Genomic DNA, 25,155 nt, shown 5'->3' on the forward strand with positions numbered 1-25,155 from the left:
TGCGGGGGCCGGATTTGAACCGACGACCTTCGGGTTATGAGCCCGACGAGCTACCAGGCTGCTCCACCCCGCGTCCGTGGATGCGCACTATACTCCGCACGATGATTGTTGCAACCCCTTTTTGCCCTAAAAGGCTAAATTTGCTGTTAATTGCTGAAGGATTCCCCCGTTTGATGATTTATTGAACCGATATCCATTATGACCAAACAGGATGGATTTCATTATGATGACGGCTTTGCTATCGTCGCGTGGCGAACAGTCATAAAAAGAGATGAAGATGAAAGGACATTGGGCGAAGTATGCACTTACTGGCGCATTTTTAGCGCTGCTGGCGGGCTGTAGTTCTAAGCCAACCGATCGGGGTCAACAGTATAAAGACGGTAAACTGGAGCAGCCCCTTGCCCTGGTCAATCAACCTAACGCCAAAGGCCGTCCGGTTAATGGCAGAGATTTTGGCGAACAGGTGCGGCAGATTCAGTCCACGTCATCTGCCCTGTTTGGTCGCAACAACAGTACGTACAGTGCGGTCGAGAACTGGTTGATAGCCGGTGGCGATACGCGTCAGCTGCGGCAGTTTGGTTTGAATGCGTTTCAGATGGAAGGCACCGATAATTACGGCAACGTGCAGTTCACGGGCTATTACACACCGGTGGTCGAGGCGCGCTACACGCGACAGGGCGAGTTCCAGTACCCTATTTACCGGATGCCGCCACGCAAACGCGGACAAAAGCTGCCCAGTCGTTCTTCTATATATAGTGGTGGGTTAGACGATCGTTATGTGATTGCCTGGAGTAATTCACTTATTGATAACTTCATTATGGATGTGCAGGGCAGTGGCTACGTCGATTTCGGCGACGGTCGTCCGATGAGCTTTTTTGGTTATGGCGGGAAAAACGGCTGGGGTTATCATAGCATCGGTAAAGAGCTGATTGACCGTGGCGAAGTTAAGCGTGAAGACATGTCCATGCAGGCGATTCGCCAGTGGGCGGATGAGCATTCCCCAGAGGAAGTGCGTGCGCTGTTAGAAACCAATCCTTCATTTGTCTTCTTCAAACCTGAATCCTATGTGCCGGTACGCGGCGCCAGCGCTGTACCGCTGGTGACGAAAGCCTCTGTGGCATCAGATCGTTCACTGATTCCTGCCGGAACGGTGTTGCTGGCAGAAGTGCCGCAGCTGAATGAAAAGGGCAAATTCAACGGTAAATATGAGATGCGGATGATGGTGGCGCTGGATGTGGGTGGTGCAATTAAAGGCCAGCACTTCGATATTTATCAGGGCGTAGGGCCGGATGCTGCTCATCTTGCCGGTTTCTATAACCACTATGGTCGCGTGTGGGTGCTGAAGTCTGCGCCTGGCGCTGGGCAGCCGCTGTTCAGCAATGCTCAGAGCGGTAACAACGGCACCATGCTGTTAGGTGCTAACTAATTCTTGATGCTGCGGGCGCGCTGGCCCGCACTCTGTAACAGGTTTAATTATGAAAGTGTTAAACGATGCCTGGCACCAGCGTTTTGGTGGTACGGCACGTCTTTATGGCCGGCAGGCGCTGCAGCTGTTCGCCGATGCGCATTTCTGCGTCATCGGTATTGGTGGCGTTGGCTCCTGGGCCGCAGAGGCGCTGGTGCGCACCGGGATTGGCAAAATAACCCTGATCGATATGGACGATGTCTGTATCACCAATACCAATCGTCAGATACATGCGCTTAGCGGCAACGTGGGCAAAGCCAAAACGGAAGTGATGGCGGATCGCCTGCGCGCAATTAATCCTGATTGTGAGGTGGTGTGCATTGATGATTTTATTACCCCGGACAACACGGCCACGCTGCTGGCGGCCGATTTTGACTATGTGATCGATGCCATCGATAGCGTCCGCCCCAAGGCCGCGTTAATTGCCTGGTGTCGACGCAATAAGATCCCACTGATCACAACTGGCGGCGCGGGAGGTCAAATCGATCCGACGCAAATCCAGGTGAGCGATCTGGCCAAAACGATTCAGGACCCTCTTGCGGCCAAACTGCGCGAGCGTCTGAAGCAGTCAGGCGTGGTAAAGAACAGCAAAGGCAAGCTGGGCATCGACTGTGTGTTTTCTACCGAGGCGCTGGTGTATCCGCAAGCGGATGGCACGGTTTGCGCCTCACGTAGCACGGCAGAAGGGCCGAAAAGAATGGACTGCGAATCGGGATTTGGCGCGGCAACCATGGTGACGGCCACCTTCGGCTTTGTGGCGGTATCCCATGCGCTGAAGAAGTTTCTGGCGCGCGCGGCGCGCCAGGCTTAACCCAGCAACCGCTGTGCGCTTTGTTGCACGGCGTCAGCCAGCGCTTTCAGGCCACTGCTGCGTGAGGCGCTGAGCTGGGCGCGCAGGCCCAGTTCTTCAAACAGGTCCAGCGGATCGGACGCCAGCAATTGTGCGGGCGTTTTGCCTTCCACCGCGGTCAGCAGCACGGCCAGCAAACCGCGCACGATGCGACCTTCGCTGTCACCATAAAAGTGCAGAGCACCCTTTTCGCACAGCTGACTGCCGAACCAGACGCGGTTTTCACAACCGCTCAGCTCGATATCCGGCGTTTTTAACGCGTCGGGTAAAGCGGGCAACTGCCGACCCAGCAAAATCAACTGCCGGTAGCGATCTTCCCACTGATGAAAGCGGGAAAAGGTTGCCTGCAAATCAGCCGGGGTTATTTCCACACCGAACGGGTGGGGCGCTAACAGGGGGGCGGTCATCATCAAAACTCCGATAGCAATGCGATGGTGCTGTGCATGGCGCGCAGCAGCGCATCCACATCCTGAAGATTATTATAAGGTGCAAACGAAACGCGTAACGTGCCTTCAACGCCTAACGCCGCCATGAGCGGCTGAGCACAGTGCTGGCCTGCTCGCAGGGCGATACCGTGCTCTGCCAGTAGCGTCACGATGTCGCTGTGATGAATGCCCTGAATATCAAAGGCCAGCAGGCTGGCACTGCCGCAGCGGAAGCTTCGAAAGCCGGGCAGCTCAGCAAGCTGCTCTTCGGCAAGGCTGGCTAACTGCTGACTCCACATCTCGGCTTTGCGCATATCAAGCTGCTGCAACCAACTGAGCGCAGCGCTTAACCCGGTCACACCCGCAACATTTGGCGTACCGGCTTCAAAACGCCAGGGCACCGGTTGCGGGGTAAAACCGGTAAAATCTACCTGCGTCAGCATCTTACCGCCGCCCTGTAAGGGAATCATCTCTTCCAGCAGTTCGGCTTTCCCGTACAGCACGCCGATGCCCATTGGCCCGTAAAGTTTGTGCCCGGAAAAGGCATAGAAATCAATATCCAGCGCCTGCACATCCGGCGGGCAATGCACCACACCTTGCGCGCCATCCACCATGACTTTTACGTCTGCCGCGTGGGCCAGCGCGATGACCTGAGCTAAATCCGGACAGCCGCCGGTCACATTGGACATCTGTCCGATCGCTAACAGGCGAGTCCGGCTGTTAATCAATCCGGGCAGTTGTGACATATCTGGCAGGCGATCGGGCCCAATCGGCCATTTCACCACCCGGGCACCGCTGGCCTGGGCGACCATCAGCCAGGGCACCAGGTTGGCGTGATGCTCCGCTTCACTGACAATAATTTCATCGCCAGCTTGTAAACGCGGGGCTAACCAGCCGTGGGCAACCAGGTTAATCGCCTCCGTGGTGCCGCGCGTCCACACAATCTGGCGATCGCTGGCGGCATTAAGCCAGTGCGCCACCGTGCCACGCGCCTGTTCGTACTGGGCTGTCAGCTGGCGTGCGGCTGCAAACTGGCTGCGGTGGACCGTACCGGCGCTCAGGCTGTAGAACTGTTGCGTCGCGTCTATCACCGCCTGCGGTTTCAGCGTGGTAGCGGCACTGTCGAGATAAACACCGGCATCGTTTAGCGCTGGAAACTGCTGACGAAATGAAGAAGGATTGAAGGCGCTCATACGTGGCTCATAGGTTGTTAATTTTCAGATTAAGGCTGAAAGATGGCTATCTGTCTGGCAAAGCTGGAAAAGCGGGTTATGCTGAGTATTGCAAGGTATAAACTTAACCCGCATGGCGATACGACATACTTACAGTCGATCCCACTTGACCGTCTCTTTGGTCAGCGTAACGCGGGGGGTTTGGTGCAATCAATCTGCAAGGAGATAGAAGATGAAAAAACTCGCCGCAATGTTGGCCGTTTGTACAATGGCCTTTACTTTGGCTGCCTGTTCAAGCAACTACGTGATGCATACCAATGATGGCCGCACGATCGTCGCAGAAGGCAAACCAAAGGTCGATACTGACACCGGTATGATCAGCTATAAAGATGCGAATGGCAATGAGCAGCAAATTAACCGTTCAGATGTGAAAGAGATGGTTGAAACGAAGTAGTCAGCGCATAAAAAAAGCACCGCAATTTGCGGTGCTACTCAATATCACAATGGACAGACAGGGTAAATCTACAGGAATTAAAAAGCTTGATCTGTAAAGGTCAGATCAAAATTGCAAACACAACATCACGACCACAAGCCAAAAGCTTTCAGAAAATCTGCGAACTCACTCACAAATCTAAAAACTTTTCGTTCCGGCTCTGGAAGTAGCGCAACTATAGGTATTTGCTGGAGCTTCCTCAACGGACAATTTATAATGTCTCGGATTATAAATTCTAATACGTAATGCCTTTGTATTAGTTCGCGTATTTTTTGCCAGGCTGGCTACGGAAAACCATGTCAAAACGTCTTCCTCCCCTTAATGCACTGCGGGTATTCGATGCCGCAGCACGCCATTTAAGCTTTACAAAAGCCGCTGAAGAGCTGTTTGTCACCCAGGCTGCCGTCAGCCATCAGATTAAATCGCTGGAAGATTTTCTGGGATTAAAGCTGTTCAGGCGGAGGAATCGTTCGCTTTTGCTCACGGAAGAAGGGCAAAGCTACTACCTGGACATCAAAGAAATTTTCACTGCCCTCAATGAAGCCACGCGCAAACTGCAGGCACGCAGTGCTAAAGGCGCGCTCACGGTCAGTTTGCTGCCGAGTTTTGCTATTCAATGGCTGGTGCCGCGCCTTTCCAGCTTTAATATGGCTTATCCGGGCATTGATGTCCGTATCCAGGCGGTGGACCGGGATGAAGAGAAACTGGCTGATGATGTAGATGTGGCGATTTTCTATGGCCGGGGGAACTGGCCCGGACTGCGGGTAGAAAAACTCTATGCAGAATACCTGCTGCCGGTGTGCTCTCCGTCGCTGATGACCGGGGAGAATCCGCTTAAAACCCCCATGGATCTTGCCCGCTTTACCCTGCTACATGATGCCTCGCGCCGCGACTGGCAGTCCTATATTCGCCAGTTGGGCGTTCAGCACATCAACGTGCAACAGGGCCCCATTTTCAGTCACAGCGCCATGGTGCTGCAGGCGGCTATTCATGGACAGGGCGTGGCATTAGCCAATAACGTCATGGCGCAAAGCGAAATTGAAGCGGGACGGTTGATTTGTCCGTTTAATGACGTTTTGGTGAGCAAAAATGCTTTTTATCTGGTTTGTCATGACAGTCAGGCAGAACTGGGTAAAATAGCCGCCTTTCGACAGTGGATTCTCGCCAAAGCGGCAACCGAACAAGAAAAATTCCGCTTTCGTTATGATCAGTAATGTTTTTGATTTTTTTGCAGAGACCTGCAAACGCACCTTGAGGATAGGTTGATGTCCAGACGTGCCATGTTTATTTTTGCGGCCATCAGCGGTTTTTTCCTGGTGGCATTTGGTGCTTTTGGTGCTCACGTGTTGAATAAAACGCTGGGCGCCACTGAAATGGCCTGGATTCACACCGGGCTGGAATACCAGGCTTACCATACGCTGGCTGTACTGGGGCTGGGTGCGGCGATGCTGTATCGCTGTAACATCTGGTTTTACTGGAGCAGTGCGTCTATGGCGCTGGGAACCGTATTGTTCAGCGGCAGCCTCTATTCGCTGGCGCTGTCGCATTTAACGTTTTTTGTCTTTATCACGCCCGTCGGGGGATTGTTCTTCCTGACTGGCTGGCTATTGATGTTGATTGGCGCGCTGCGTCTTAAAACCAAGGCAGAACGCCATGAATAAAGTTTTACTGTACTGCCGCTCCGGCTTTGAAAAAGAGTGTGCAGCAGAAATTAGTGCTAAAGCTGCAGAGCATAACGTTTACGGCTTTCCTCGGGTAAAAGAGGATGCCGGTTATGTTCTGTTTGAATGTTATCAGCAGCCTGATGCGGAAAGGCTGATCCGTGAACTGCCGTTCGACACGTTGATTTTCGCCCGCCAGATGCTGGTCGTCGGTGAGCTACTGCGCGATCTGCCTCAGGAAGATCGCATTTCGCCCATCGTTGGCATGTTAAGCGGCGTGGTGGAGAAAGGCGGAGAGCTGCGTGTTGAAGTTCCTGACACCAACCAGGCAAAAGAGCTGACCAAATTCTGCCGTAAGTTTACCGTGCCGTTACGTGCCAGCCTGCGTGAGAGCAACATTCTGCTCAACTACGAAAGCCCAAAACGCCCGGTGGTGCATGTGTTCTTTATCGCCCCCGGCACCTGCTACGTGGGCTATTCGCTGCCAGAAAACAATTCGCCATTTTATATGGGCATTCCGCGTCTTAAGTTTCCGTCTGACGCGCCAAGCCGCTCAACGCTTAAGCTGGAAGAAGCCTTTCACGTTTTTGTGCCAGCCGATGAGTGGGATGAACGTTTAGGCAGCGGGATGTATGCTGTCGATTTGGGCGCTTGTCCTGGCGGCTGGACGTATCAACTGGTTCAGCGCAGCATGATGGTCTATGCGGTGGACAACGGTCCTATGGCTCCGAGCCTGATGGATACCGGACAGGTGTTCCATGAACGTGAAGACGGTTTCCGCTTCCGTCCGCCCCGCACCAACATCAGCTGGCTGGTGTGCGACATGGTGGAAAAACCTGCACGTGTGGCGAATCTGATGGCGGACTGGGTGGTGAATGGCTGGTGCCGGGAAGCCATTTTTAACCTGAAATTGCCCATGAAGAAGCGTTATGAAGAAGTGACGCAGAATCTGGCCATGATCGAGGAGCGCCTCACTGAAAATGGGATCAATGCGCAGATTCGTGCGCGCCAGCTCTACCACGATCGTGAAGAAGTGACGGTGCACATCCGTCGTATCTGGGCTGCCATGGGTGGCCGTCGCGACGAGCGCTAATCACCACCGCCGGGTGCCCTTGCGCCCGGCCTGGTGATGTTAATCGCCATGGTAACGCAGTAAATTCAGATTCCCTTCCAGCACTAAATCCTGCTTCAGCCGGGCAACATCGCGGCTGATGAGCGCCATCTCCTGGCCTGATTGCAGCTTATTACGCCATTTTGTCGGAACCTGATCCAACTGCTGATACAGAGCTTCCAGTGAACCAAACTGTAGCAGTAGCTCCCGGGCGCTTTTAGGGCCAATGCCCGCGATGCCTGGGATTTTACTGCTGCTGATGCCGCATAATCCCCAATAGTCGGGCAGAACGGACGGTGCAACGCCGAACTCGGTTTCAATAAACGGCAAATCCAGCCAGCGCTTCTGAAAATAATCGCGGATGCGAATCGCCGGAGCGAGAAGCTGGCAGTAGCCCTTATCGGTAGAAACAATGGTGGCCTGATGGCCAGCTCGCGCCATTTTTACCGCCAGCGTGGCGGCCAGATCGTCGGCTTCATCCTGTTCGGCAATCCAGCAACTGACGCCCACCGCCCGAAAAGCCTCCTGCAGGGCTGGCATTTCAGCCTGTAACTCTTCCGGCATCGGCGGTCGGCCACTTTTGTAGTCGGGTAACAACTGATGCCGCCATCCCTGATGACGGGCCTCGCCGTCGAACACTGCCACAACATGCGAGGGGCGCGTGTGTCCCAGAAGCTGGCGCAACGCCGCAACGCAGCCCTCCACACAGGGCGTGCCCTGCACGGCATGCAGGCGACGAATTAAATTGAGTGCATCAACAATAAGTAAGTGATGTGACATAAGGTAAGGGCAGCCCGCAGGCTGCCTCCTGGTTTACTTAATGATTTCGTAGCACGGGATATAGGCAGTGCCGGGCAGTTTCATACGCTGCTGTGCCACAAAGCCCTGTAGCAGTTCATCCATGCGGTGCATGATGTCGGCATCACCGTGCAGTTTATAAGGGCCTTTTTCGCGGATTTCGCGGATGCCCATCTCTTTCACGTTACCCGCAACGATACCGGAGAACGCCCGGCGCAGGTCGGCAGCCAGTTTTTCCGGCGGCTGATTGGTATAGAGATTGAGGTTAGCCATATTTTCATGGGTCGGCATAAAGGGCACCTGCAAATCCTGAGCAATGCGAATTGACCAGTTAAAGCTGTAGGCATCACCCGTTTCGCGGCGATGCTCTTTCACCTGCGGCATGGCTTTTCTCATCAGGCGGGCGACCTCGGCGGCATCATCGATAATGATCTGATAATGCTTACGTGCCTGCTCCCCAAGCGTACTGACAATAAAGTCATCCAGCACACGGAAATAGTCTGCGCTCTCTTTTGGCCCGGTCAGGATGAGCGGCAGAACCTGATGTTCGTTTTGCGGATTCATCAGAATACCCAGCAGATAAAGGAATTCTTCTGCCGTCCCCACGCCGCCAGGGAAGATGATGATGCCATGTGCAATACGCACGAACGCTTCCAGACGCTTTTCGATATCCGGCATGATGATCAGTTCGTTCACCAGTGGATTAGGCGGTTCAGCCGCGATAATCGACGGCTCGGTCAAACCAATAAAGCGACTGTCGCGATAGCGCTGCTGAGCATGACCTACCGCTGCACCTTTCATTGGGGCTTCCATCACGCCCGGACCACAGCCGGTACAGATATTCAGTTCGCGCAGGCCCAACTGCGTGCCCACGTTGCGACAGTACTGGTATTCCACCGCGTTAATCGAGTGGCCGCCCCAGCAGACAACGGTATTGGGATATTCGCCCACGTGTAATGCCCGGGCATTACGCAGAATGGAAAACACGGTGTTGGTAATCATGACCGAATCGTTGTCTTCTGCGCAGGGTAAGCGTCCAGAGCTGGCTAACTGGCCGTTAACAAACAGGATATCGCGCAGCACGGCAAACAGGTTGGCCTGCAGTGAACGAATAATATGGCCGTCTACAAAGGCCTCTTCAGGCGGATTGATCAGTTCCAGCTTGATACCGCGCTCGCGGCGCAGCACGTTGATATCGAAGTTCTCAAAACGCGACAGCAGTTCATGGCTACTGTCAGTCTGACTGCCGGAGTTGAGCACGGCGAGCGAGCAGTTACGGAAGAGTTGATACAAATCGCTGCTGGCTGTGCGCTTCAGCATATCTACTTCCAACTGGGAGAGCAGATCCATAGAGCCAAGAGGGCTGACATGTGTAATCAAATGAACTCCTTTGCACCCGCGAGGGTGATGGCTGACACTGCAAATGCAGTGACGAAAATCCCTGGTCGGCAATCCACTGTTTACCGCCTTGCCCAGAGTAGCCTTGTGGGCAGGGCTTGCTCAAGTGGAACCGGATAGTTGACTGACTTCCTGAGAAATATCTCGCAAACTATTGACGTACAAGACGAGAATGACCGGGCGTAAAGGCCACGTTACTGCGCCAGGGATTGATATCCAGTCCGCCACGGCGCGTATAGCGTGCGTAAACGGTAAGCTGTTCCGGCTGACAAAAACGCATCAGGTCATTGAAGATACGCTCAACGCACTGTTCATGAAACTCATTATGCTGACGAAATGAAATGATGTAGCGCAGCAGCGCTTCGCGATTGAGCCGTCGGCCCTTATAGCGAATCATCACCGAGCCCCAGTCAGGCTGGTTGGTGATCAGACAGTTAGACTTAAGCAGATGGCTGACCAGCGTTTCGTCCACCCGCTCCTGACCAGCAGCATCAACCAGATAATCGGCATTGAAGCCATAATCTTCAATCTCGATATCCTGCTCATCAATGCAGTCGCCCGCAAAGTGCCCGACAGGCTGGCCCTCAATTTCATTTAACCGAAACAGCGCAACACGCACGTCACCTTCCGCGCAGACACGCAGATCCTGCTCCAGCGTTTGGCGTACCTCGCCCCAGTCGGCAAAGCGGGTTTGGTTAAAGCTGTTAAGATAGAGCTTGAAACTCTTGGACTCGATAAGATTGTGACTCCGGGCGTCAAGCACCACTTCGCCCACCGCAACCTGCGGAACACCTTTACTGTTGAGCCACGAAAGTTCATATAACGTCCAGATATCAGCACCTGTAAAGGGCAGGTTATCAGGATAGAGGCCAAGCGGCTCGCGGTTCATGCTGCGAGGCACCGCCTGTAACAAGCTGTTGTCGTAGCGATCGTGATAAGCTGTGGGCTTGCCCAGCGTCAGATTGCTAAGCGCCGGGTCCGGCTGATAAGAAGACATAACGGTTACCACTGAGGTCATCAAAGTGAGTAAGTGTAACCTATCAGAAGTGAGAATTTGAATGATGCAGCAAACGGCTGACGCCTTAATCGATTTCACCACCCGATACTGCCAGCACTGGCAGCAGGATTACGGCCATGTGCCGGCCAGCAGTGATTTGTATGGCGTACCCTCGCCCTGCCTGCTGGAGAACCGTGGAGAGCGTGCCCTCTGGCAGCCCCAGCCCTTTAGCCTGCCGCCATCGCTGGATGCCGTTGAGCGAGCGCTGGAGATCCAGCTTGATCCGCAAATCACCGCATTTTATACCAGCCAGTTCGCCGGAGACATGCGCGCCAGCTATGAACAAAACAGGCTGACGTTACTGCAGGTCTGGAGCGAAGAGGATTTTGTTCGACTGCAGGAAAACCTGATCGGTCATTTAGTGATGCAGCGACGTCTGAAACAGGCCCCGACCTTGTTTATCGCGACCACGGATTCTGAAGAGAACATTATCTCGCTGTGTAACATCAGCGGGAATGTCATTCTGGAAACACCCGGGCAGAAAAAGCGCGCCACGCTGGCGTCCGATATCCCCTCTTTTCTCAATAATTTACAACCGCTTAGTGACTAGTTACAGATATCTGCTAGCAGCCGTGTGAGAGATCTCTTACAAACTCTGTGAGAGATCGCTCTATAATTCACGCGTCCTTCATGCCGAAAAGATGTAAAAATATTGTAAATCATTAACTTATTAGCTGCGCTGATGGGCTGCTTCTATAAGGTAAGGTTATAAATCATTTTAACACCTTGTGCCTTGAGTAGTTTCTGACGAGAATATCACTCGCGGACAGGATGTCCTGGACAACAGGAGCCGTCAGGATGACGGTAGCCAGGAGGCCGGAACGTAACGGAGTTTACGTCACAAGGAAGGCTTCAGGATGAAGCAGGACACTCAGGACTGAGTTAACGGACACCTCCAGGATGGAGAATGAGAGCCCCTCAGAAGAGGCGGCGGGCCAGGAGGCTAAGGATTGATCAGGATGATACGCGGATGGAGTTCGCACGGGAAAAGTTGTCACGGATGAGCAGGGAGCACTAACGTAGCCGGAAAGCTGCAAACGAACCGGGAGCACTGTTTAATGACAGTGCTCCCTTTTTTTGTGCCTGCGGGTTATGCTTGCCGCCCATTTTTCCCCAGTCAGAGGTGATGCATGACGCTGGAACACTTAATTATTCAACGGCTCGAGCAGGTCGAAGCGATAATGCACGAGCACAATCTCTGGCAGACCGCTGCACCAGACGCTCAGGCGTTCACCAGCGAGCAACCTTTTTTCCTCGACACACTTCAACCGCTGGAATGGTTACAGTGGGTACTGATTCCGCGCGTTCGGGCCATCATTGATGCCCGGCAACCTTTGCCAAAGAACTTCGCGGTCGCGCCCTATTTTGAGGTCGCCTTAACGCCTGAGCAGCCCGGTCGTTCGCTGCTGCTCCTCACGTTACAGCAGTTGGATGCCCTTCTGGAGGATGAGTCTGCCGGATGTTAGAGATCATTTATCAGGATGAATGGCTGGTGGCGGTGAATAAACCTGCTGGCTGGCTGGTGCACCGCAGTTGGCTCGATCGCCACGAAACCCAGTTTGTGATGCAGACGGTGCGCGACCAGATAGGCCAGCATGTTTTTACGGCGCACCGGCTCGATCGCCCCACGTCGGGCGTGCTGTTAATGGGCCTTTCCAGTGAAGTGGGCCGCCTGCTGTCACAGCAGTTTGAGCATCACCACATGGAGAAAACCTATCACGCCGTGGTACGTGGCTGGCTTGAAGGCAGCGATCGGCTGGATTATCCGTTGGTTGAAGAACTGGATAAAATCGCCGACAAATTTGTCACTGATGCGCGCGTGCCACAGCCTGCTGTGACCGATTATCATGCGCTGGCAAAGGTAGAGATGCCGGTTGCGGTCAGTCGTTATCCCACCGCACGTTACAGCCTGATTGAGCTCAAACCGAAAACCGGCCGTAAGCATCAGTTGCGTCGGCACATGTCCCATTTGCGCCATCCCATCATCGGTGATTCAGCCCATGGTGATTTGCGTCAGAACCGCGGCGCAGCTGAGCATTTTGGCGCTAATCGCTTAATGTTACATGCCAGCAGCCTGGCGCTCAGCCATCCTGTGACTAAAGCACCCCTGGTGATTCGTGCCGGGCTGGATGCTGTCTGGCAAGGCGTTCTGGATCAGTTTGGCTGGCAGGCCTGTTTACCTGATGTGCCACGGGTTGAGTTTATGGCTGGCTCAGGTCAGGATAGCGTGACGGAATAAAGGGGAAGAGAAATGGCGAAAATTGGTATTTTTGTAGGCACCGTATATGGCAATGCATTACTGGTAGCAGAAGAAGCAGAACCGGTTTTGCAGCAGCAAGGCCATGACGTGAAGATTTTTGAAGATCCTGGGTTAGCCGACTGGCAAGGCTATGCAGAGGATGTCGCCTTAGTGATTACGTCAACCACGGGTCAGGGCGATTTTCCGGATACGATTTCTGGCCTGTTCCACGACATGCAGGACAAACTGGGCCACCAGCCGACACTGCGCTATGGCGTCATTGCGCTAGGCGACAGCAGCTACGAAAACTTCTGTGGCGCGGGCAAACGTTTTGACGCCCTGTTGCAGGAGCATCAAGCCAAACGGGTAGGGGAGGTGCTGTTGGTGGATGCCACGGAAGATCCGGAACCTGAATCCGTTACCACTCCATGGGTTGAGCAATGGGGCAAACAGCTCTGATAAGCGCATGTCAGTCTTGCTGTTTCGCTGCCGTCCCACGCTAAACGGACGGCAGCCCATTCTGGCTAACGGGATCAGGCCGTGCGGGCCGTCCCGTTAGCGCAGTCATAACGGCATCTTGCTCAGGTTATCGGCGCGGGATTAAAGACGGCCAGCTGATTACGAATCCCCCAGCGATCTGACCAGGTCTGTTTTCTGCCGCTGGCAATGTCCAGAATCAATTCGAATAACCGCCAGCCAACCTGCTCGATGGTTTCTTCACCTGTGGCAATGGTGCCGGCGTTAATATCCATCAGGTCATGCCAGCGCTCCGCCAGCGCATTGCGGGTCGCCATTTTAATCACCGGAATTGCAGCCAGACCATAAGGCGTTCCTCTGCCGGTGGTAAAAACCTGCAGCGTGATGCCGGAGGCCAGTTGCTGGGTTCCACACACAAAATCGCTGGCGGGCGTGGCGGCAAAAATCAGTCCACGCCGCGTAGGGCGTTGCCCCGGGGACAGCACTTCCACAATCGGGCTGCGACCTGATTTGGCAATGGAGCCAAGGGCTTTTTCCACTACGTTTGCCAGCCCGCCTTTCTTGTTGCCGGGAGAGGGGTTGGCGCTGCGATCGGTTTTGCCTTGATCAAGATAGCTGTCATACCAGGCCATCTCTTCAATCAGCCGCTGCCCCACTTCCTGATTGATCACACGCGGTGTCAGTAAGTGAATCGCGTCGCGCACCTCGGTAACCTCAGAGAACATCACGGTCGCGCCACTGCGCACCAGCAGGTCGGACGCAAACCCCACTGCGGGATTCGCCGTTACGCCGGAAAAGGCATCACTGCCGCCGCACTGCATCCCCACGACTAATTCAGAGGCCGGACAGGTTTCACGCTGGCGCTGATTCAGCCGCTGCAAATGGCGTTCTGCCACCTGAAGGATTTCATCCACCATCGCGCCAAAGCCCACCAGTTTCTCATCCTGCAAACGCACAATATCTTCGTCATCCAGCGAGACAGGCTGCACGTCGGGCGTACCGGCCAGTAAGCGCTCAGGTTGTAACTTTTCACAACCCAGGCTGACCACCATGATTTCGCCGCCGAAATTCGCGTTGAGGGCCAGATTGTGGACGGAACGGATAGGGATGACCGCCGCAGGGGCGTTGATCGCCACACCACAGCCGTACAAATGATTCAGCGCAACCACACCATCCACGTTGGGATAACGGGGCAGTAAATCACGCTCTATCATTTGCACCACATAATCTACCACGCCCGCCACACAGTGAACGCTGGTGGTAATGCCTAAAAGGTTACGTGTGCCTACACTGCCGTCGGCGTTGCGATAACCCTCAAAGGTATAACCTTCAAGCGGCGGCAGGTCAGGCGGAACGTTATTCGCCAGGGGCAAACTCTGCAAATCGGGTGCGTCCGGAAGCGCAATAAGTGATTCATCGATCCAGCTGCCTTGGGCAATATCACGAATCGCAAGGCCAATCACTTCACCATAACGCAGCACGGCCTGGCCCTGAGGAATCGCCTGCAGCGCAACCTTATGTCCCTGGGGGACATGCTCAATCAATGTCAATCCATCACTAAACTTGGTGCCCGCGGCCAGGCCCAGACTGTTCACCACAATCGCAACATTGTCATTTTCATGAACTTTGATGCAGAGCGGTTGTTCTTTTGATGTTGGGGTCATCGCTCACCTTCCAGTGGGTAGCGCCTTGTTTGCGCGGCGCATTCATTATGATAAGCCAGGTGTCACAGGTTCGGTATCTGCCAGGGTCAGTATAAAGAGGCAATACCGCCCGCACATTGTGCAATTGACCTATATTCGGCGTTCTGGTGACGCAGTTTTAATGTCTTTTTACTAAATCAAGTGAAGATTCTCACAAAGCCAGTTATCTCCGCGCGTTTGGGCGCGCTTTTTGTGATTTTTTACAAAATACGTGAAACGTTCCGCAGCGTTTTATGCAACGGCACAAAAAAGACCCCTCCTTCTCACCTTATTCCAGGGTGATATTCCAATGCCTCAACCAAATCAGCTTCATATACTGATTTCCGTTTTCCCGGGCAGGTTATTTGTCACGACGCATTATCGGTTTGCCACTAAAAAAATCGCCGTGTTTAACCTACATCTCTCTGATACCCAACGCGATGTGTATGCAGTCAGAGCGAATGTGGCTTTCGCTATATTTCAGGAGTGCATCATGAGTAGTTATCACCAGACAACGGAGGCGGTACAAAAACGTACCAACGCGCGTTACTGGATCGTGGTCATGCTGTTTATTGTGACCTCATTCAATTACGGCGACCGCGCCACGTTGTCTATTGCGGGTTCGGCGATGGCAAAAGATATCGGCCTCGACCCGGTGGGAATGGGCTTTATCTTCTCTGCTTTTTCGTGGGCGTATGTTATCGGACAAATCCCCGGCGGCTGGCTGCTGGACCGCTTTGGTTCTAAGCGCGTCTATTTCTGGAGTATCTTCCTTTGGTCGTTATTTACCCTGCTGCAAGGCTTTGTGGACTTGTTCAGCGGCTACACCATTGTGATGGCGCTGTTTATGCTGCGCTTTATGGTGGGGCTGGCTGAAGCGCCTTCATTCCCAGGCAACAGCCGTATTGTCGCGGCCTGGTTCCCGGCTCAGGAACGCGGGACGGCAGTGGCAATTTTCAACTCTGCACAATATTTCGCTACGGTGATTTTTGCGCCAGTTATGGGCTGGCTGACCTCTGCCGTGGGCTGGGCGCACGTGTTCTGGTTTATGGGGGGATTGGGGATTATTTTGAGCCTCGTCTGGCTCAAAGTGATTCACGATCCCTGCGATCATCCTGGCGTGAACAAAGCAGAACTGGAATACATGGAGCAGGGCGGCGCGTTGATCAACATGGATCAGAAAAGCGTTAAGCAAAAAGTCAGCTTAAGTGATAAGTGGTTCCAGGTTAAGCAACTGCTGCAATCGCGCATGATGATCGGTGTGTATATCGGTCAGTACTGTATCAACGCCCTGACATACTTCTTTATCACCTGGTTCCCGGTCTATCTGGTACAGGCGCGTGGCATGTCGATCCTTAAGGCGGGGTTTGTCGCCTCGGTTCCTGCGCTCTGCGGCTTTATCGGTGGTGTGCTCGGTGGGGTCATATCCGACTGGCTCATGCGCAAAACCGGCTCTCTGAATATTGCCCGTAAAACGCCGATTGTCCTTGGGATGCTGCTCTCTACCTCCATGGTGGTCTGTAATTATGTTGAGACGGACTGGGTTGTGGTTCTGTTCATGGCGACCGCCTTCTTTGGTAAAGGCATTGGTGCGCTGGGTTGGGCCGTGATGGCGGACACTGCGCCGAAAGAGATCAGCGGGCTGAGCGGTGGTCTGTTCAACATGTTTGGCAACGTCTCCGGCATCGTCACGCCTATCGCGATCGGCTACATCATTGCGTCTACCGGCTCTTATAACGGTGCGCTGGTTTATGTGGGCATTCACGCGTTCGTTGCCGTGCTTAGTTATCTGGTGCTGGTGGATAACATCAAGCGCATCGAACTGAAAACACGTTAAGGAGCCAGCATGAATACGCAATCAACGCCCGTGATTACCGATATGCAGGTCGTTCCTGTGGCTGGCTACGACAGTATGCTGCTGAATATTGGTGGGGCCCATAATGCCTGCTTCACGCGCAATATCGTGATCCTGACTGACAGCGCCGGACACACCGGGCTGGGTGAAGCGCCAGGCGGCGAAACTATCTATCAAACCCTGGTGGACGCCGTACCCCAGGTGATCGGTCAGCAGGTCGCCCGCATGAACCGGCTGGTGCAGCAGGTTCATCAGGGGAACCAGTCCGCCGATTTCGATACCTTTGGCAAAGGCGCCTGGACATTTGAACTGCGCGTCAACGCGGTCGCGGCACTGGAGGCTGCATTGCTGGACTTGCTGGGACAATGTCTGGGGGTTCCGGTCGCTGAGCTGCTCGGTCCGGGTCAGCAGCGCAACGAGGTGACCGTTTTGGGCTACCTGTTCTACTTAGGTGACCGCCGTAAAACCGATTTGCCTTATCTGACCGGCGAGAAGGCACAGCATGACTGGTATCACCTGCGTCATCAGGAAGCCCTGAGTAGCGAGGCCGTTGTCCGGTTGGCGGAAGCGGCACAGGATAAATACGGTTTCAAAGATTTCAAACTCAAGGGCGGCGTGCTGCCGGGCGAACAGGAGATCGCGACCGCGCAGGCGCTGAAAAAACGTTTTCCCGAGGCGCGAATCACCGTCGATCCCAATGGCGCGTGGCTGCTGGACGAAGCGATCGGGCTGTGCAAGGGCATGCAGGATGTGCTGACCTACGCGGAAGATCCCTGTGGTGCTGAGCAGGGTTATTCAGGACGCGAGGTGATGGCCGAGTTTCGTCGTGCCACAGGCTTACCGGTCGCCACCAACATGATCGCCACCAACTGGCGTGAAATGAATCATGCGCTGATGCTGAATGCCGTTGATATCCCGCTGGCCGATCCGCACTTCTGGACGTTAAGCGGTGCCGTGCGGGTCGCGCAACTTTGCGATGAATGGGGCTTAACCTGGGGCTGCCACTCAAATAACCACTTTGATATTTCCCTGGCGATGTTCACCCATGTCGGTGCCGCCGCGCCCGGTAAACCTACCGCGATAGATACCCACTGGATCTGGCAGGAGGGCGATCAGCGCCTGACGAAAAATCCGCTGCAGATCCGTCAGGGAAAAATTGCGGTGCCAGATGCGCCAGGCCTGGGTATCGAACTGGACTGGGAACAACTCCGCCTGGCAAACGAACGCTACAAATCACTGCCAGCGGGCGGGCGCAATGACGCCACGGCCATGCAGTATTTGGTACCCGGCTGGACATTTGACCGTAAACGCCCGGCGTTTGGCCGGGCCTCTGCTTAAGGGATAACAGATGAATACGACACCGAAAATTACCGCCATGCAGGTTATTCCCGTCGCCGGTTATGACAGCATGTTATTGAACCTGAGCGGCGCACATTCACCTTTCTTCACCCGAAATATCGTCATCATTAACGATAACGCCGGCCATACCGGCGTAGGTGAAATTCCCGGCGGCGAAAAAATCCGTCAGACGTTGGAAGATGCCGCGGCGCTGGTGGTGGGGAAAACGATTGGCGAATATAAAAACATCCTGAGCCTGGTTCGCACCACCTTTGCCGATCGCGATGCCGGCGGTCGGGGTAATCAGACTTTTGATCTGCGCACCACGATTCATGTGGTTACCGGGATCGAAGCCTCACTGCTGGATCTGCTGGGGCAGCATCTGGGCGTTAATGTTGCCTCGCTGTTGGGCGATGGGCAGCAGCGCGACAAAGTAGAGATGCTGGGTTATCTGTTTTACGTTGGCGATCGCAATAAGACTTCACTGGGCTATCAGAACCAGGACAACGACGCCTGCGACTGGTATCGCCTGCGCCATCAGGAAGCGCTCACGCCCGATGCGGTGGTGCGTCTGGCTGAAGCCGCCTATGAAAAATACGGCTTTAACGACTTTAAGCTCAAAGGTGGCGTGCTGAGCGGCAGCGACGAGGCAGAAGCGATTACGGCGCTGGCGAAACGCTTCCCGCAGGCGCGCGTCACAATTGATCCCAACGGAGCCTGGTCGCTGGACGAAGCCATTACGCTGGGCAAGCAGCTTAAAGGCGTGCTTGCCTATGCAGAAGATCCCTGTGGCGCAGAGCAGGGCTATTCCGGGCGCGAAGTGATGGCTGAATTCCGACGGGCAACCGGCCTGCCTACCGCCACCAATATGATTGCCACTGACTGGCGTCAAATGGGCCACACCTTATCTTTGCAGTCGGTCGATATTCCGCTGGCGGACCCGCACTTCTGGACGATGCAAGGTTCCGTGCGCGTGGCGCAAATGTGCCACGCGTTTGGCCTGACATGGGGTTCGCACTCCAATAACCATTTCGACATTTCGCTGGCGATGTTCACCCACGTTGCCGCTGCCGCACCGGGCAAGATCACCGCCATTGATACACACTGGATCTGGCAGGAAGGCAATCAACGACTGACCAAAACGCCTTTCCAGATTGAAGGTGGCATGGTCGCGGTGCCGCAGGCACCGGGGCTGGGGATTGAACTGGATATGGATCAGGTCATGCAGGCCAACGCGCTTTATCAAAAGCATGGTCTGGGCGCACGTGATGATGCGCAGGCGATGCAGTTCCTGATCCCGCAGTGGACGTTTGATAACAAGCGCCCGTGCCTGGTGCGTTAACTTTTTTGGGCTTCCTTGAGGAAGCCCGTTCCACAGGAGCCAAATCATGAGTAATACAGCCTGGCCAAATGAATTTCGCCGCCGCCTGCTGGCTGGTGAAACCCTGATCGGCAGTTGGTGTGCCCTGGCAAGTCCTCTCTCGACCGAAGTGTTGGGGCTGGCCGGATTTGACTGGTTAGTACTGGATGGTGAACACGCACCCAACGATATCACCACCTTTGTGCCTCAGCTCATGGCGTTGAAGGGCAGCCCCAGTGCGCCGGTGGTGCGTCCACCCTGTAACGAACCGGTAATTATTAAGCGCCTGTTGGACATTGGTTTTAACAACATCCTCGTCCCCTTTGTAGAGAACGAAGAAGACGCCAGACGTGCGGTGGCCTCAACGCGCTATCCGCCTGCCGGGATTCGCGGCGTGTCGGTTTCTCATCGCAGCAACATGTACGGCACGGTGCCGGATTATAACGGCACCATTAACGACAACATTGCTGTGTTAGTACAAATAGAAACGCAGCAGGCCGTGGACAATATTGATGCTATCGCGGCCGTTGACGGGGTGGACGGCATTTTTGTCGGCCCTGGCGATTTGTCTGCCGCACTTGGCTACCTTGGGCAGCCCGCGCACCCGGAGGTATTGAAGGTCATCAAACACATCTTTGAGCGGGCAAAAGCGGCTAACAAGCCCAGCGGTATTCTGGCACCGGTTGAGGTGGACGCCCGGCGCTATCTCGAATGGGGCGCGACTTTCGTTGCCGTAGGCAGCGATCTCGGTGTTTTTCGCAGTGCCACTCAGGCGTTGTGTGACAAATTCAAAAAGTAATCATCAGGAGAAACGAAATGAAAATTGGCTTTATTGGCCTTGGCATCATGGGCAAACCAATGAGTAAAAACCTGTTAAAAGCTGGTTATTCACTGGTGGTGCGCGATCACAATGCAGAAAACGAAGCTGAACTGGTGAAGCTCGGCGCGACAACGGCGGCGAATGCCAAAGAACTGGCCCAACAGTGTGATGTGGTCATCACCATGGTGCCCAACTCACCGCAGGTGAAAGAAGTCTGCCTGGGCGAAAACGGCATCATCGACGGCGCTAAACCGGGCCTGATTGTGATCGATATGAGCTCCATCGCGCCGCTGGCGAGCCGGGAAATCCACGATGCGCTGGCGGCAAAACAGATTAAAATGCTGGATGCGCCGGTGAGTGGCGGCGAGCCCAAAGCGATTGAAGGGACGCTGTCAGTCATGGTGGGCGGCGATAAGGCCGTGTTTGACGAGTGCTATGACATCATGAAAGCCATGGCGGGATCGGTGGTTCACACCGGTGACATCGGGGCGGGCAACGTCACTAAACTGGCAAACCAGGTGATTGTGGCGCTGAATATTGCTGCGATGTCAGAAGCCCTGTCCCTGGCGACCAAAGCGGGCGTGAGTCCGGAACTGGTGTACCAGGCGATTCGTGGTGGCCTGGCGGGAAGTACCGTTCTTGATGCCAAAGCGCCAATGGTGATGGACCGCAACTTTAAGCCGGGCTTCCGCATTGACTTACATATCAAGGACCTGGCTAACGCGCTGGATACCTCGCACAGCATCGGTGCGCACCTTCCGCTGACCGCGGCCGTGATGGAGATGATGCAGGCGCTGCGTAATGACGGACAGGGAACTGCCGACCACAGCGCGTTGGCCTGCTATTATGAAAAATTAGCCAACGTCGAAATCTCTCGTTAATGACTCGCCCGGCTTCTGCGGACGTCGGGCCACTTTCACTCTCTAATCGTTAATTAATACCGCCTGGATTGCCTATGAAAATCGTAATCGCACCGGATTCATATAAAGAAAGTCTTTCTGCCCTGGAAGTGGCATCGGCAATCGAAGCGGGATTCCGTGAGGTTTTCCCCGATGCCCATTATGTGAAAATACCGGTCGCTGATGGTGGCGAAGGTACGGTTGAAGCGATGGTGGCCGCGACGCAGGGAAAAAGGGTCAGGTTAACGGTAACCGGTCCGCTGGGTGAACCCGTTGAGGCGTTTTATGGCTTATCGGGTAATGAAGATACCGCCTACATCGAAATGGCGGCGGCCAGCGGCCTGGAGCTGGTACCGGCAGCGCAGCGCGATCCCCTGATCACCACCTCGTTTGGTACAGGAGAGCTGATTAAAAATGCGCTGGATAAAGGCGTTAAACATATCATTATTGGCATTGGTGGCAGTGCCACCAATGACGGCGGTGCAGGCATGATGCAGGCGCTGGGCGCCCGCTTGCTGGATAAGCAGCACAAGCAAATTGGTCAGGGCGGCGGTGCCTTGCCCGAGCTGGCAAGCATTGATATTAGCGGGCTGGACAGCCGTATCCGTCACTGCCGCTTTGAAGTAGCCTGTGACGTCACCAATACGTTGACGGGCGCTCATGGTGCCTCAGCGATTTTTGGCCCACAGAAGGGCGCGACGCCCGAGTTGGTTGAGCAACTGGATCGGGCACTGACGCACTACGCCACCATTATTCAGCGTGATCTGGGCATTGATGTGCTGCAGGTCAGTGGCGGCGGCGCAGCCGGTGGTATGGGCGCTGCACTGCATGCTTTTTGTCAGGCGGAGCTACGTCGCGGGATTGAGATTGTTACCGAAGCACTGGGACTGGAAGAACAGGTAAAAGACGCCGACCTGGTCATCACCGGCGAGGGACGCATCGATAGCCAGAGTATCAATGGCAAAGTGCCCATTGGCGTCGCCAACGTCGCCAAGCGTTTTAATATTCCGGTGATAGGGATTGCTGGCAGCCTGACTGACGATGTCGGTGTGGTACATCAGCATGGCTTAGATGCGGTGTTTAGCGTGCTTTACCGTATTTGCTCGCTGGATGAGGCCCTGAAAGGGGCAGAAAACAATGTCCGGCTCACTGCGCGAAATGTGGCCGCTACAATGAAAATCGCCGGTTTTCACTAAACGTTTTTACGGCCCCGCCATGCAGCAGTGACAGGGCCGTCGTATCATCACCCTGTACTGATTAAGGCATGGAGAGTATGCGCCGTGCCTGCGTGGCGACGTTCTCCATTTCATCCTGAAGCTCCAGGAGTTCTGGCTCCAGCGCTTCGATATCACTGGCCTGATGAAGTTCTTTCTCAAGCTTACGACACAGCTGTTTCATCCGTGGCACGCCGCTGTAACTGGCGCTGCCGTGAAGTTTATGAATGATCTCGCGTAAGGCGATCGCGTCATTGTCGGCCATGGCCTGCGCCATTTTACCGTGCACTTCCGGTAAGAACTCCAGCAGCATTCGTAGTAAATCCCGTGCCAGGTCCGGTTTATTTGCTGCCTGGCGTAATGCCAGCTTCCAGTCGAGCGTTGGCAATATTTGGGGCAGCTCTGGCACCGTGGTGGTCGGGCTTGGCATATAACGCGCCAGAACCTGAGCGAGCTTGTTTTCATCAATTGGCTTGGCAAGATAGTCGTTCATTCCTGCCCTGATCAGATGCTCGCGTTCACCATCAATAGCATGAGCGGTAACGGCAACTATCGGCGTGGCTGCATGGTTTGGCAGCGTACGGATGATCTCACTGGCGCGGATGCCATCAATATCCGGCATTTGTATATCCATTAAAATGACGTCCAACGCTTGCCGGTGGGCGACGCGAATAGCCTGCTCGGCGTTATTACACAGTACGATGTGTTGCACCTGTTCTTCGAGCAGCGCCCCGATCAGCTTCAGGTTAGCAGGATTGTCGTCCACGGCCATCACGGTCAGCGGCAGGCGCGGCGAAGCGGACATTTCATTGCTGTGACGCGCATGCAGCTCCAGCAGCATCGGCAGCAGGCGCGTTTGCGAGACGGGTTTCGTAATACAGCCATCAATACCGCGCACTTTCAGCTCATCGGCCAGTAACATCATCTGACTCGGCAGCGCCATAATGACCAGATCCGCGCTTTCCAGCAGGGAATGGATCAGCCTGTCCTCAAGCACCTGCGGTTGGCTGGCGTTGACCGGCATTGCCATCAACAGAATGGGATAGCGTGGCTGGCTCAGGCCTTCCAGCGTTAAGCTGTGCTCAACCTGCAACGGCGTCGCAGCTAAAATTTCCACCACCGCGCTGGCAACATCTGGGTTGGCTTCAACATAGGCCATGCGCGTATTCGACAGCGCATCCAGTACCCGCGGCATACTCGGTGCATTGGGGTTGAGGTCGAGCTTAACGCGCACCCAAAAGGTAGAGCCGTGATTCTGGCGGCTGACGAAAGTAATCTCCCCGTTCATTTCCCGTACCAGCTTTTGGGTGATCACCAGCCCCAGCCCCGATCCACCGTGGCGGCGAGAAATACTGGCATCCGCCTGGCGAAATGCCTGAAACAACTGCGCCTGCTGCTCTTCGGAAATGCCAATGCCGGTGTCGCGAACCTGAATCTCCAGCTCGACATGGGTCGCCGTGATGGTGTGTTGATCTACGCGTAAATTAATCGTGCCTTTTTCGGTGAATTTAATCGCATTTCCCATCAGGTTGATCAGAATTTGCTGCAGACGAAGCGCATCGCCGATAACGTTATCCGGCACGCTGTTATTGCACACCACGGTCAGCTCCAGCCCTTTTTCATGGGCCGAGGGAGCCAGTAAAACCAGGGTTTCATCCAGGGTGGCGCGCAACGGGAAGGGAATGGACTCCAGCATCAGCTTGCCGGCTTCCAGTTTGGAAAAATCAAGCACGTCATTAATGATCGACAGCAGGTTATTGGCCGAGCGCTCAATGGTCAGCATGTAGTCGCGTTGAGTGGTACGCAGCGGCGTTTTCAGCATCTGTCGGGTAAAGCCCAGCACGCCATTGAGCGGCGTACGCAGCTCATGAGACATATTTGCCAGAAACTCGGATTTGATACGGGCGGCTTCCTGCGCCCGCTTCTTGGCCAGATCCAGCTCGACGTTCTGAATCTCCAGCTGCTCCAGCGTTTCCCGCAGATCCCAGGTGGCCTGGTCAATATTGTGCTGCATCTCTTCGTGATAAGCGGTGAGCGACATTGCCATGGCGTTGATCCCGTTTTTCAGGATACTCAACTCGCCGAGCATATGACCTTCCACCCGACTGTCTAACTGCCCACGGCGAATGCGGTCAACGGTACTGACCATATTACGGATAGGGCCGGTGACATCCCGCATCAGACGGTAGGCAAACAGCATGGCAATGCACAGGCAGAACAACAGCATCAGGGTGGCAATAAAGACTTCCCGGTATTGCTGTAAGCGCACGGATTGCAGATCCAGTTCTATCGCCACGTAGCCCAGAGGATTGCCCGCGGGTTTGGCATCCTGTTCCGGTAGCTCGTCAACGGCGTAACGCTCAGACGTTATCGGCTTACGTAAAATCAGCAGGTTGCCGCTGCCTTCGATGGAAACATCGTCAGGAAGCGCGCGAATAGCCTGTTTTGATTCCAGACTGAGGTTTTGATTGTTGTTGGAGGTGACGTAGAGCTGATTATTGTCGTCAAAGACGGAGATGGCACGAACGATCCCGGAATGGCGGCGATGCAGTAAACTAACCAGTTCACGTAGCGCGTCACGATTGTGCCACGTCATGCTGTATTCGGTGGAGATTGCCAGCGGTTCAATGATATTGGCACCCGCCTCAATGACCTGTCGCTGTAGCTCGTTGTAGCGATGCACCACAAAAAATGAGCTGAGCAGCAAACCTACCATCAACGTAGGGGCCAAAATTAAAATCATCATTCGCGCCCGCAGGCTGTATTTGGTCATAATAGTCGCCTGCTGTCCGGCATTGACGTCCCTGTGCATCCGCTGAACCTTATGCACATCGAATCTAA

Annotated in this window: 23 protein-coding genes and 1 tRNA gene; 16 read left to right on the forward strand and 8 right to left on the reverse strand. The window is 54.6% G+C overall.

The genetic code is table 11. The annotated features are described in order from the left end of the window. Window positions 1–73: transfer RNA gene (locus NR177_RS17155), tRNA-Met, on the reverse strand. 204 nt (window positions 74–277) lie between these two features. On the opposite strand from NR177_RS17155, the gene mltA reads away from it, so the two are divergent. Then, window positions 278–1,426 (forward strand): murein transglycosylase A, encoded by a 1,149-nt coding sequence (gene mltA / locus NR177_RS17160; RefSeq protein ID WP_256853291.1) that lies wholly within the window; start codon window positions 278–280, stop codon window positions 1,424–1,426. A gap of 49 nt (window positions 1,427–1,475) precedes the next feature. After that, complete coding sequence (gene tcdA / locus NR177_RS17165) at window positions 1,476–2,276, forward strand: tRNA cyclic N6-threonylcarbamoyladenosine(37) synthase TcdA (RefSeq protein ID WP_109717019.1); 801 nt, start codon at window positions 1,476–1,478, stop codon at window positions 2,274–2,276. Here tcdA and csdE read toward each other — a convergent pair. Then, window positions 2,273–2,722 carry a cysteine desulfurase sulfur acceptor subunit CsdE gene (csdE, locus tag NR177_RS17170; protein ID WP_063881241.1) on the reverse strand — a complete coding sequence of 150 codons (450 nt, stop codon included), beginning with the start codon at window positions 2,720–2,722 and terminating at the stop codon, window positions 2,273–2,275. The genes tcdA and csdE overlap by 4 nt on opposite strands. A 2-nt stretch (window positions 2,723–2,724) precedes the next feature. Beyond that, window positions 2,725–3,933, reverse strand: a complete 1,209-nt coding sequence (csdA, locus tag NR177_RS17175) for a cysteine desulfurase CsdA (RefSeq protein WP_063880775.1) — start codon at window positions 3,931–3,933, stop codon at window positions 2,725–2,727. 211 nt (window positions 3,934–4,144) lie between these two features. On the opposite strand from csdA, the gene NR177_RS17180 reads away from it, so the two are divergent. The 4 genes from NR177_RS17180 to rlmM all read left to right on the forward strand — a co-directional run bounded on the left by NR177_RS17180 (window position 4,145) and on the right by rlmM (window position 7,159). Next, window positions 4,145–4,366 (forward strand): YgdI/YgdR family lipoprotein, encoded by a 222-nt coding sequence (locus tag NR177_RS17180; RefSeq protein WP_063880774.1) that lies wholly within the window; start codon window positions 4,145–4,147, stop codon window positions 4,364–4,366. Window positions 4,367–4,701: 335 nt separating this feature from the next. Beyond that, window positions 4,702–5,619 (forward strand): transcriptional regulator GcvA, encoded by a 918-nt coding sequence (locus NR177_RS17185; RefSeq protein ID WP_063880773.1) that lies wholly within the window; start codon window positions 4,702–4,704, stop codon window positions 5,617–5,619. Between the two features lie 51 nt (window positions 5,620–5,670). Then, window positions 5,671–6,066, forward strand: coding sequence for a DUF423 domain-containing protein (locus NR177_RS17190; RefSeq protein WP_063880772.1), 396 nt, complete (start codon window positions 5,671–5,673; stop codon window positions 6,064–6,066). After that, window positions 6,059–7,159 (forward strand): 23S rRNA (cytidine(2498)-2'-O)-methyltransferase RlmM, encoded by a 1,101-nt coding sequence (gene rlmM / locus NR177_RS17195; RefSeq protein WP_063880771.1) that lies wholly within the window; start codon window positions 6,059–6,061, stop codon window positions 7,157–7,159. Before NR177_RS17190 ends, rlmM begins: the two co-directional genes overlap by 8 nt. A gap of 39 nt (window positions 7,160–7,198) precedes the next feature. Here rlmM and xni read toward each other — a convergent pair whose 3' ends face one another. The 3 genes from xni to queF form a co-directional block, all read right to left on the reverse strand. Next, window positions 7,199–7,957 (reverse strand): flap endonuclease Xni, encoded by a 759-nt coding sequence (gene xni / locus NR177_RS17200; RefSeq protein WP_063880770.1) that lies wholly within the window; start codon window positions 7,955–7,957, stop codon window positions 7,199–7,201. Window positions 7,958–7,990: 33 nt separating this feature from the next. Beyond that, window positions 7,991–9,355, reverse strand: coding sequence for a nucleotide 5'-monophosphate nucleosidase PpnN (gene ppnN / locus NR177_RS17205; protein ID WP_014605152.1), 1,365 nt, complete (start codon window positions 9,353–9,355; stop codon window positions 7,991–7,993). A gap of 169 nt (window positions 9,356–9,524) precedes the next feature. Then, window positions 9,525–10,370, reverse strand: a complete 846-nt coding sequence (gene queF / locus NR177_RS17210) for an NADPH-dependent 7-cyano-7-deazaguanine reductase QueF (protein WP_256853292.1) — start codon at window positions 10,368–10,370, stop codon at window positions 9,525–9,527. Window positions 10,371–10,431: 61 nt separating this feature from the next. Between queF and syd the strand changes: the two genes are divergently transcribed. From syd to NR177_RS17230, 4 genes are all read left to right on the forward strand, one after another. Continuing rightward, window positions 10,432–10,980 carry a SecY-interacting protein gene (gene syd / locus NR177_RS17215; protein WP_256853293.1) on the forward strand — a complete coding sequence of 183 codons (549 nt, stop codon included), beginning with the start codon at window positions 10,432–10,434 and terminating at the stop codon, window positions 10,978–10,980. A 580-nt stretch (window positions 10,981–11,560) separates the two neighbouring features. After that, entirely contained in the window at window positions 11,561–11,896 is a 336-nt protein-coding gene (locus tag NR177_RS17220; protein ID WP_063880767.1) for a YqcC family protein, read from the forward strand. Further along, window positions 11,890–12,669, forward strand: coding sequence for a tRNA pseudouridine(65) synthase TruC (gene truC / locus NR177_RS17225; RefSeq protein WP_063880766.1), 780 nt, complete (start codon window positions 11,890–11,892; stop codon window positions 12,667–12,669). Before NR177_RS17220 ends, truC begins: the two co-directional genes overlap by 7 nt. Window positions 12,670–12,681: 12 nt before the next feature. Next, window positions 12,682–13,128, forward strand: coding sequence for a flavodoxin (locus tag NR177_RS17230; protein ID WP_256853294.1), 447 nt, complete (start codon window positions 12,682–12,684; stop codon window positions 13,126–13,128). A gap of 122 nt (window positions 13,129–13,250) precedes the next feature. Here NR177_RS17230 and garD read toward each other — a convergent pair whose 3' ends face one another. Beyond that, window positions 13,251–14,810, reverse strand: coding sequence for a galactarate dehydratase (garD, locus tag NR177_RS17235; protein WP_256853295.1), 1,560 nt, complete (start codon window positions 14,808–14,810; stop codon window positions 13,251–13,253). Window positions 14,811–15,321: 511 nt separating this feature from the next. On the opposite strand from garD, the gene NR177_RS17240 reads away from it, so the two are divergent. The 6 genes from NR177_RS17240 to NR177_RS17265 all read left to right on the forward strand — a co-directional run bounded on the left by NR177_RS17240 (window position 15,322) and on the right by NR177_RS17265 (window position 22,296). Further along, on the forward strand, window positions 15,322–16,665 hold the full coding sequence (locus tag NR177_RS17240; RefSeq protein WP_096011748.1) for an MFS transporter: 1,344 nt from the start codon (window positions 15,322–15,324) through the stop codon (window positions 16,663–16,665). Between the two features lie 9 nt (window positions 16,666–16,674). Further along, the gene (locus tag NR177_RS17245) at window positions 16,675–18,021 is read left to right on the forward strand and encodes a glucarate dehydratase family protein (protein ID WP_256853296.1); all 1,347 of its coding nucleotides are present in this window, start codon (window positions 16,675–16,677) and stop codon (window positions 18,019–18,021) included. Between the two features lie 10 nt (window positions 18,022–18,031). Further along, window positions 18,032–19,363, forward strand: coding sequence for a glucarate dehydratase (gene gudD / locus NR177_RS17250; protein WP_063880761.1), 1,332 nt, complete (start codon window positions 18,032–18,034; stop codon window positions 19,361–19,363). Between the two features lie 46 nt (window positions 19,364–19,409). Continuing rightward, the gene (gene garL, locus NR177_RS17255; protein ID WP_063880760.1) at window positions 19,410–20,180 is read left to right on the forward strand and encodes a 2-dehydro-3-deoxyglucarate aldolase; all 771 of its coding nucleotides are present in this window, start codon (window positions 19,410–19,412) and stop codon (window positions 20,178–20,180) included. Between the two features lie 17 nt (window positions 20,181–20,197). After that, complete coding sequence (gene garR, locus NR177_RS17260) at window positions 20,198–21,082, forward strand: 2-hydroxy-3-oxopropionate reductase (protein ID WP_063880759.1); 885 nt, start codon at window positions 20,198–20,200, stop codon at window positions 21,080–21,082. Between the two features lie 74 nt (window positions 21,083–21,156). Beyond that, window positions 21,157–22,296: a glycerate kinase gene (locus tag NR177_RS17265; protein WP_063880758.1), complete on the forward strand. Its 1,140-nt coding sequence runs from the start codon at window positions 21,157–21,159 to the stop codon at window positions 22,294–22,296. A gap of 61 nt (window positions 22,297–22,357) precedes the next feature. Here the strand turns inward: NR177_RS17265 and barA are convergent, their stop codons facing one another. Further along, the gene (gene barA / locus NR177_RS17270; RefSeq protein ID WP_256853331.1) at window positions 22,358–25,087 is read right to left on the reverse strand and encodes a two-component sensor histidine kinase BarA; all 2,730 of its coding nucleotides are present in this window, start codon (window positions 25,085–25,087) and stop codon (window positions 22,358–22,360) included. Window positions 25,088–25,155 lie beyond the last annotated feature (68 nt).

Source organism: Pantoea sp. Fr+CA_20 (assembly GCF_024520835.1).
In the GTDB taxonomy this organism is placed as follows: Bacteria; Pseudomonadota; Gammaproteobacteria; order Enterobacterales; family Enterobacteriaceae; genus Pantoea; species Pantoea allii.

What these genes read in the sequence shown, in the direction of transcription:
- NR177_RS17245 (WP_256853296.1), top strand. Translation starts at nt 16,675, where the DNA reads ATGAATACGCAATCAACGCCCGTGATTACCGATATGCAGGTCGTTCCT.
- garL (WP_063880760.1), top strand. Translation starts at nt 19,410, where the DNA reads ATGAGTAATACAGCCTGGCCAAATGAATTTCGCCGCCGCCTGCTGGCT.
- csdA (WP_063880775.1), bottom strand. Translation starts at nt 3,933, where the DNA reads ATGAGCGCCTTCAATCCTTCTTCATTTCGTCAGCAGTTTCCAGCGCTA.
- gudD (WP_063880761.1), top strand. Translation starts at nt 18,032, where the DNA reads ATGAATACGACACCGAAAATTACCGCCATGCAGGTTATTCCCGTCGCC.
- NR177_RS17185 (WP_063880773.1), top strand. Translation starts at nt 4,702, where the DNA reads ATGTCAAAACGTCTTCCTCCCCTTAATGCACTGCGGGTATTCGATGCC.
- rlmM (WP_063880771.1), top strand. Translation starts at nt 6,059, where the DNA reads ATGAATAAAGTTTTACTGTACTGCCGCTCCGGCTTTGAAAAAGAGTGT.
- NR177_RS17240 (WP_096011748.1), top strand. Translation starts at nt 15,322, where the DNA reads ATGAGTAGTTATCACCAGACAACGGAGGCGGTACAAAAACGTACCAAC.
- csdE (WP_063881241.1), bottom strand. Translation starts at nt 2,722, where the DNA reads ATGACCGCCCCCCTGTTAGCGCCCCACCCGTTCGGTGTGGAAATAACC.
- syd (WP_256853293.1), top strand. Translation starts at nt 10,432, where the DNA reads ATGATGCAGCAAACGGCTGACGCCTTAATCGATTTCACCACCCGATAC.
- truC (WP_063880766.1), top strand. Translation starts at nt 11,890, where the DNA reads ATGTTAGAGATCATTTATCAGGATGAATGGCTGGTGGCGGTGAATAAA.
- garR (WP_063880759.1), top strand. Translation starts at nt 20,198, where the DNA reads ATGAAAATTGGCTTTATTGGCCTTGGCATCATGGGCAAACCAATGAGT.
- queF (WP_256853292.1), bottom strand. Translation starts at nt 10,370, where the DNA reads ATGTCTTCTTATCAGCCGGACCCGGCGCTTAGCAATCTGACGCTGGGC.
- NR177_RS17230 (WP_256853294.1), top strand. Translation starts at nt 12,682, where the DNA reads ATGGCGAAAATTGGTATTTTTGTAGGCACCGTATATGGCAATGCATTA.
- mltA (WP_256853291.1), top strand. Translation starts at nt 278, where the DNA reads ATGAAAGGACATTGGGCGAAGTATGCACTTACTGGCGCATTTTTAGCG.
- tcdA (WP_109717019.1), top strand. Translation starts at nt 1,476, where the DNA reads ATGAAAGTGTTAAACGATGCCTGGCACCAGCGTTTTGGTGGTACGGCA.
- xni (WP_063880770.1), bottom strand. Translation starts at nt 7,957, where the DNA reads ATGTCACATCACTTACTTATTGTTGATGCACTCAATTTAATTCGTCGC.
- NR177_RS17220 (WP_063880767.1), top strand. Translation starts at nt 11,561, where the DNA reads ATGACGCTGGAACACTTAATTATTCAACGGCTCGAGCAGGTCGAAGCG.
- NR177_RS17190 (WP_063880772.1), top strand. Translation starts at nt 5,671, where the DNA reads ATGTCCAGACGTGCCATGTTTATTTTTGCGGCCATCAGCGGTTTTTTC.
- NR177_RS17180 (WP_063880774.1), top strand. Translation starts at nt 4,145, where the DNA reads ATGAAAAAACTCGCCGCAATGTTGGCCGTTTGTACAATGGCCTTTACT.
- garD (WP_256853295.1), bottom strand. Translation starts at nt 14,810, where the DNA reads ATGACCCCAACATCAAAAGAACAACCGCTCTGCATCAAAGTTCATGAA.
- NR177_RS17265 (WP_063880758.1), top strand. Translation starts at nt 21,157, where the DNA reads ATGAAAATCGTAATCGCACCGGATTCATATAAAGAAAGTCTTTCTGCC.
- barA (WP_256853331.1), bottom strand. Translation starts at nt 25,087, where the DNA reads ATGACCAAATACAGCCTGCGGGCGCGAATGATGATTTTAATTTTGGCC.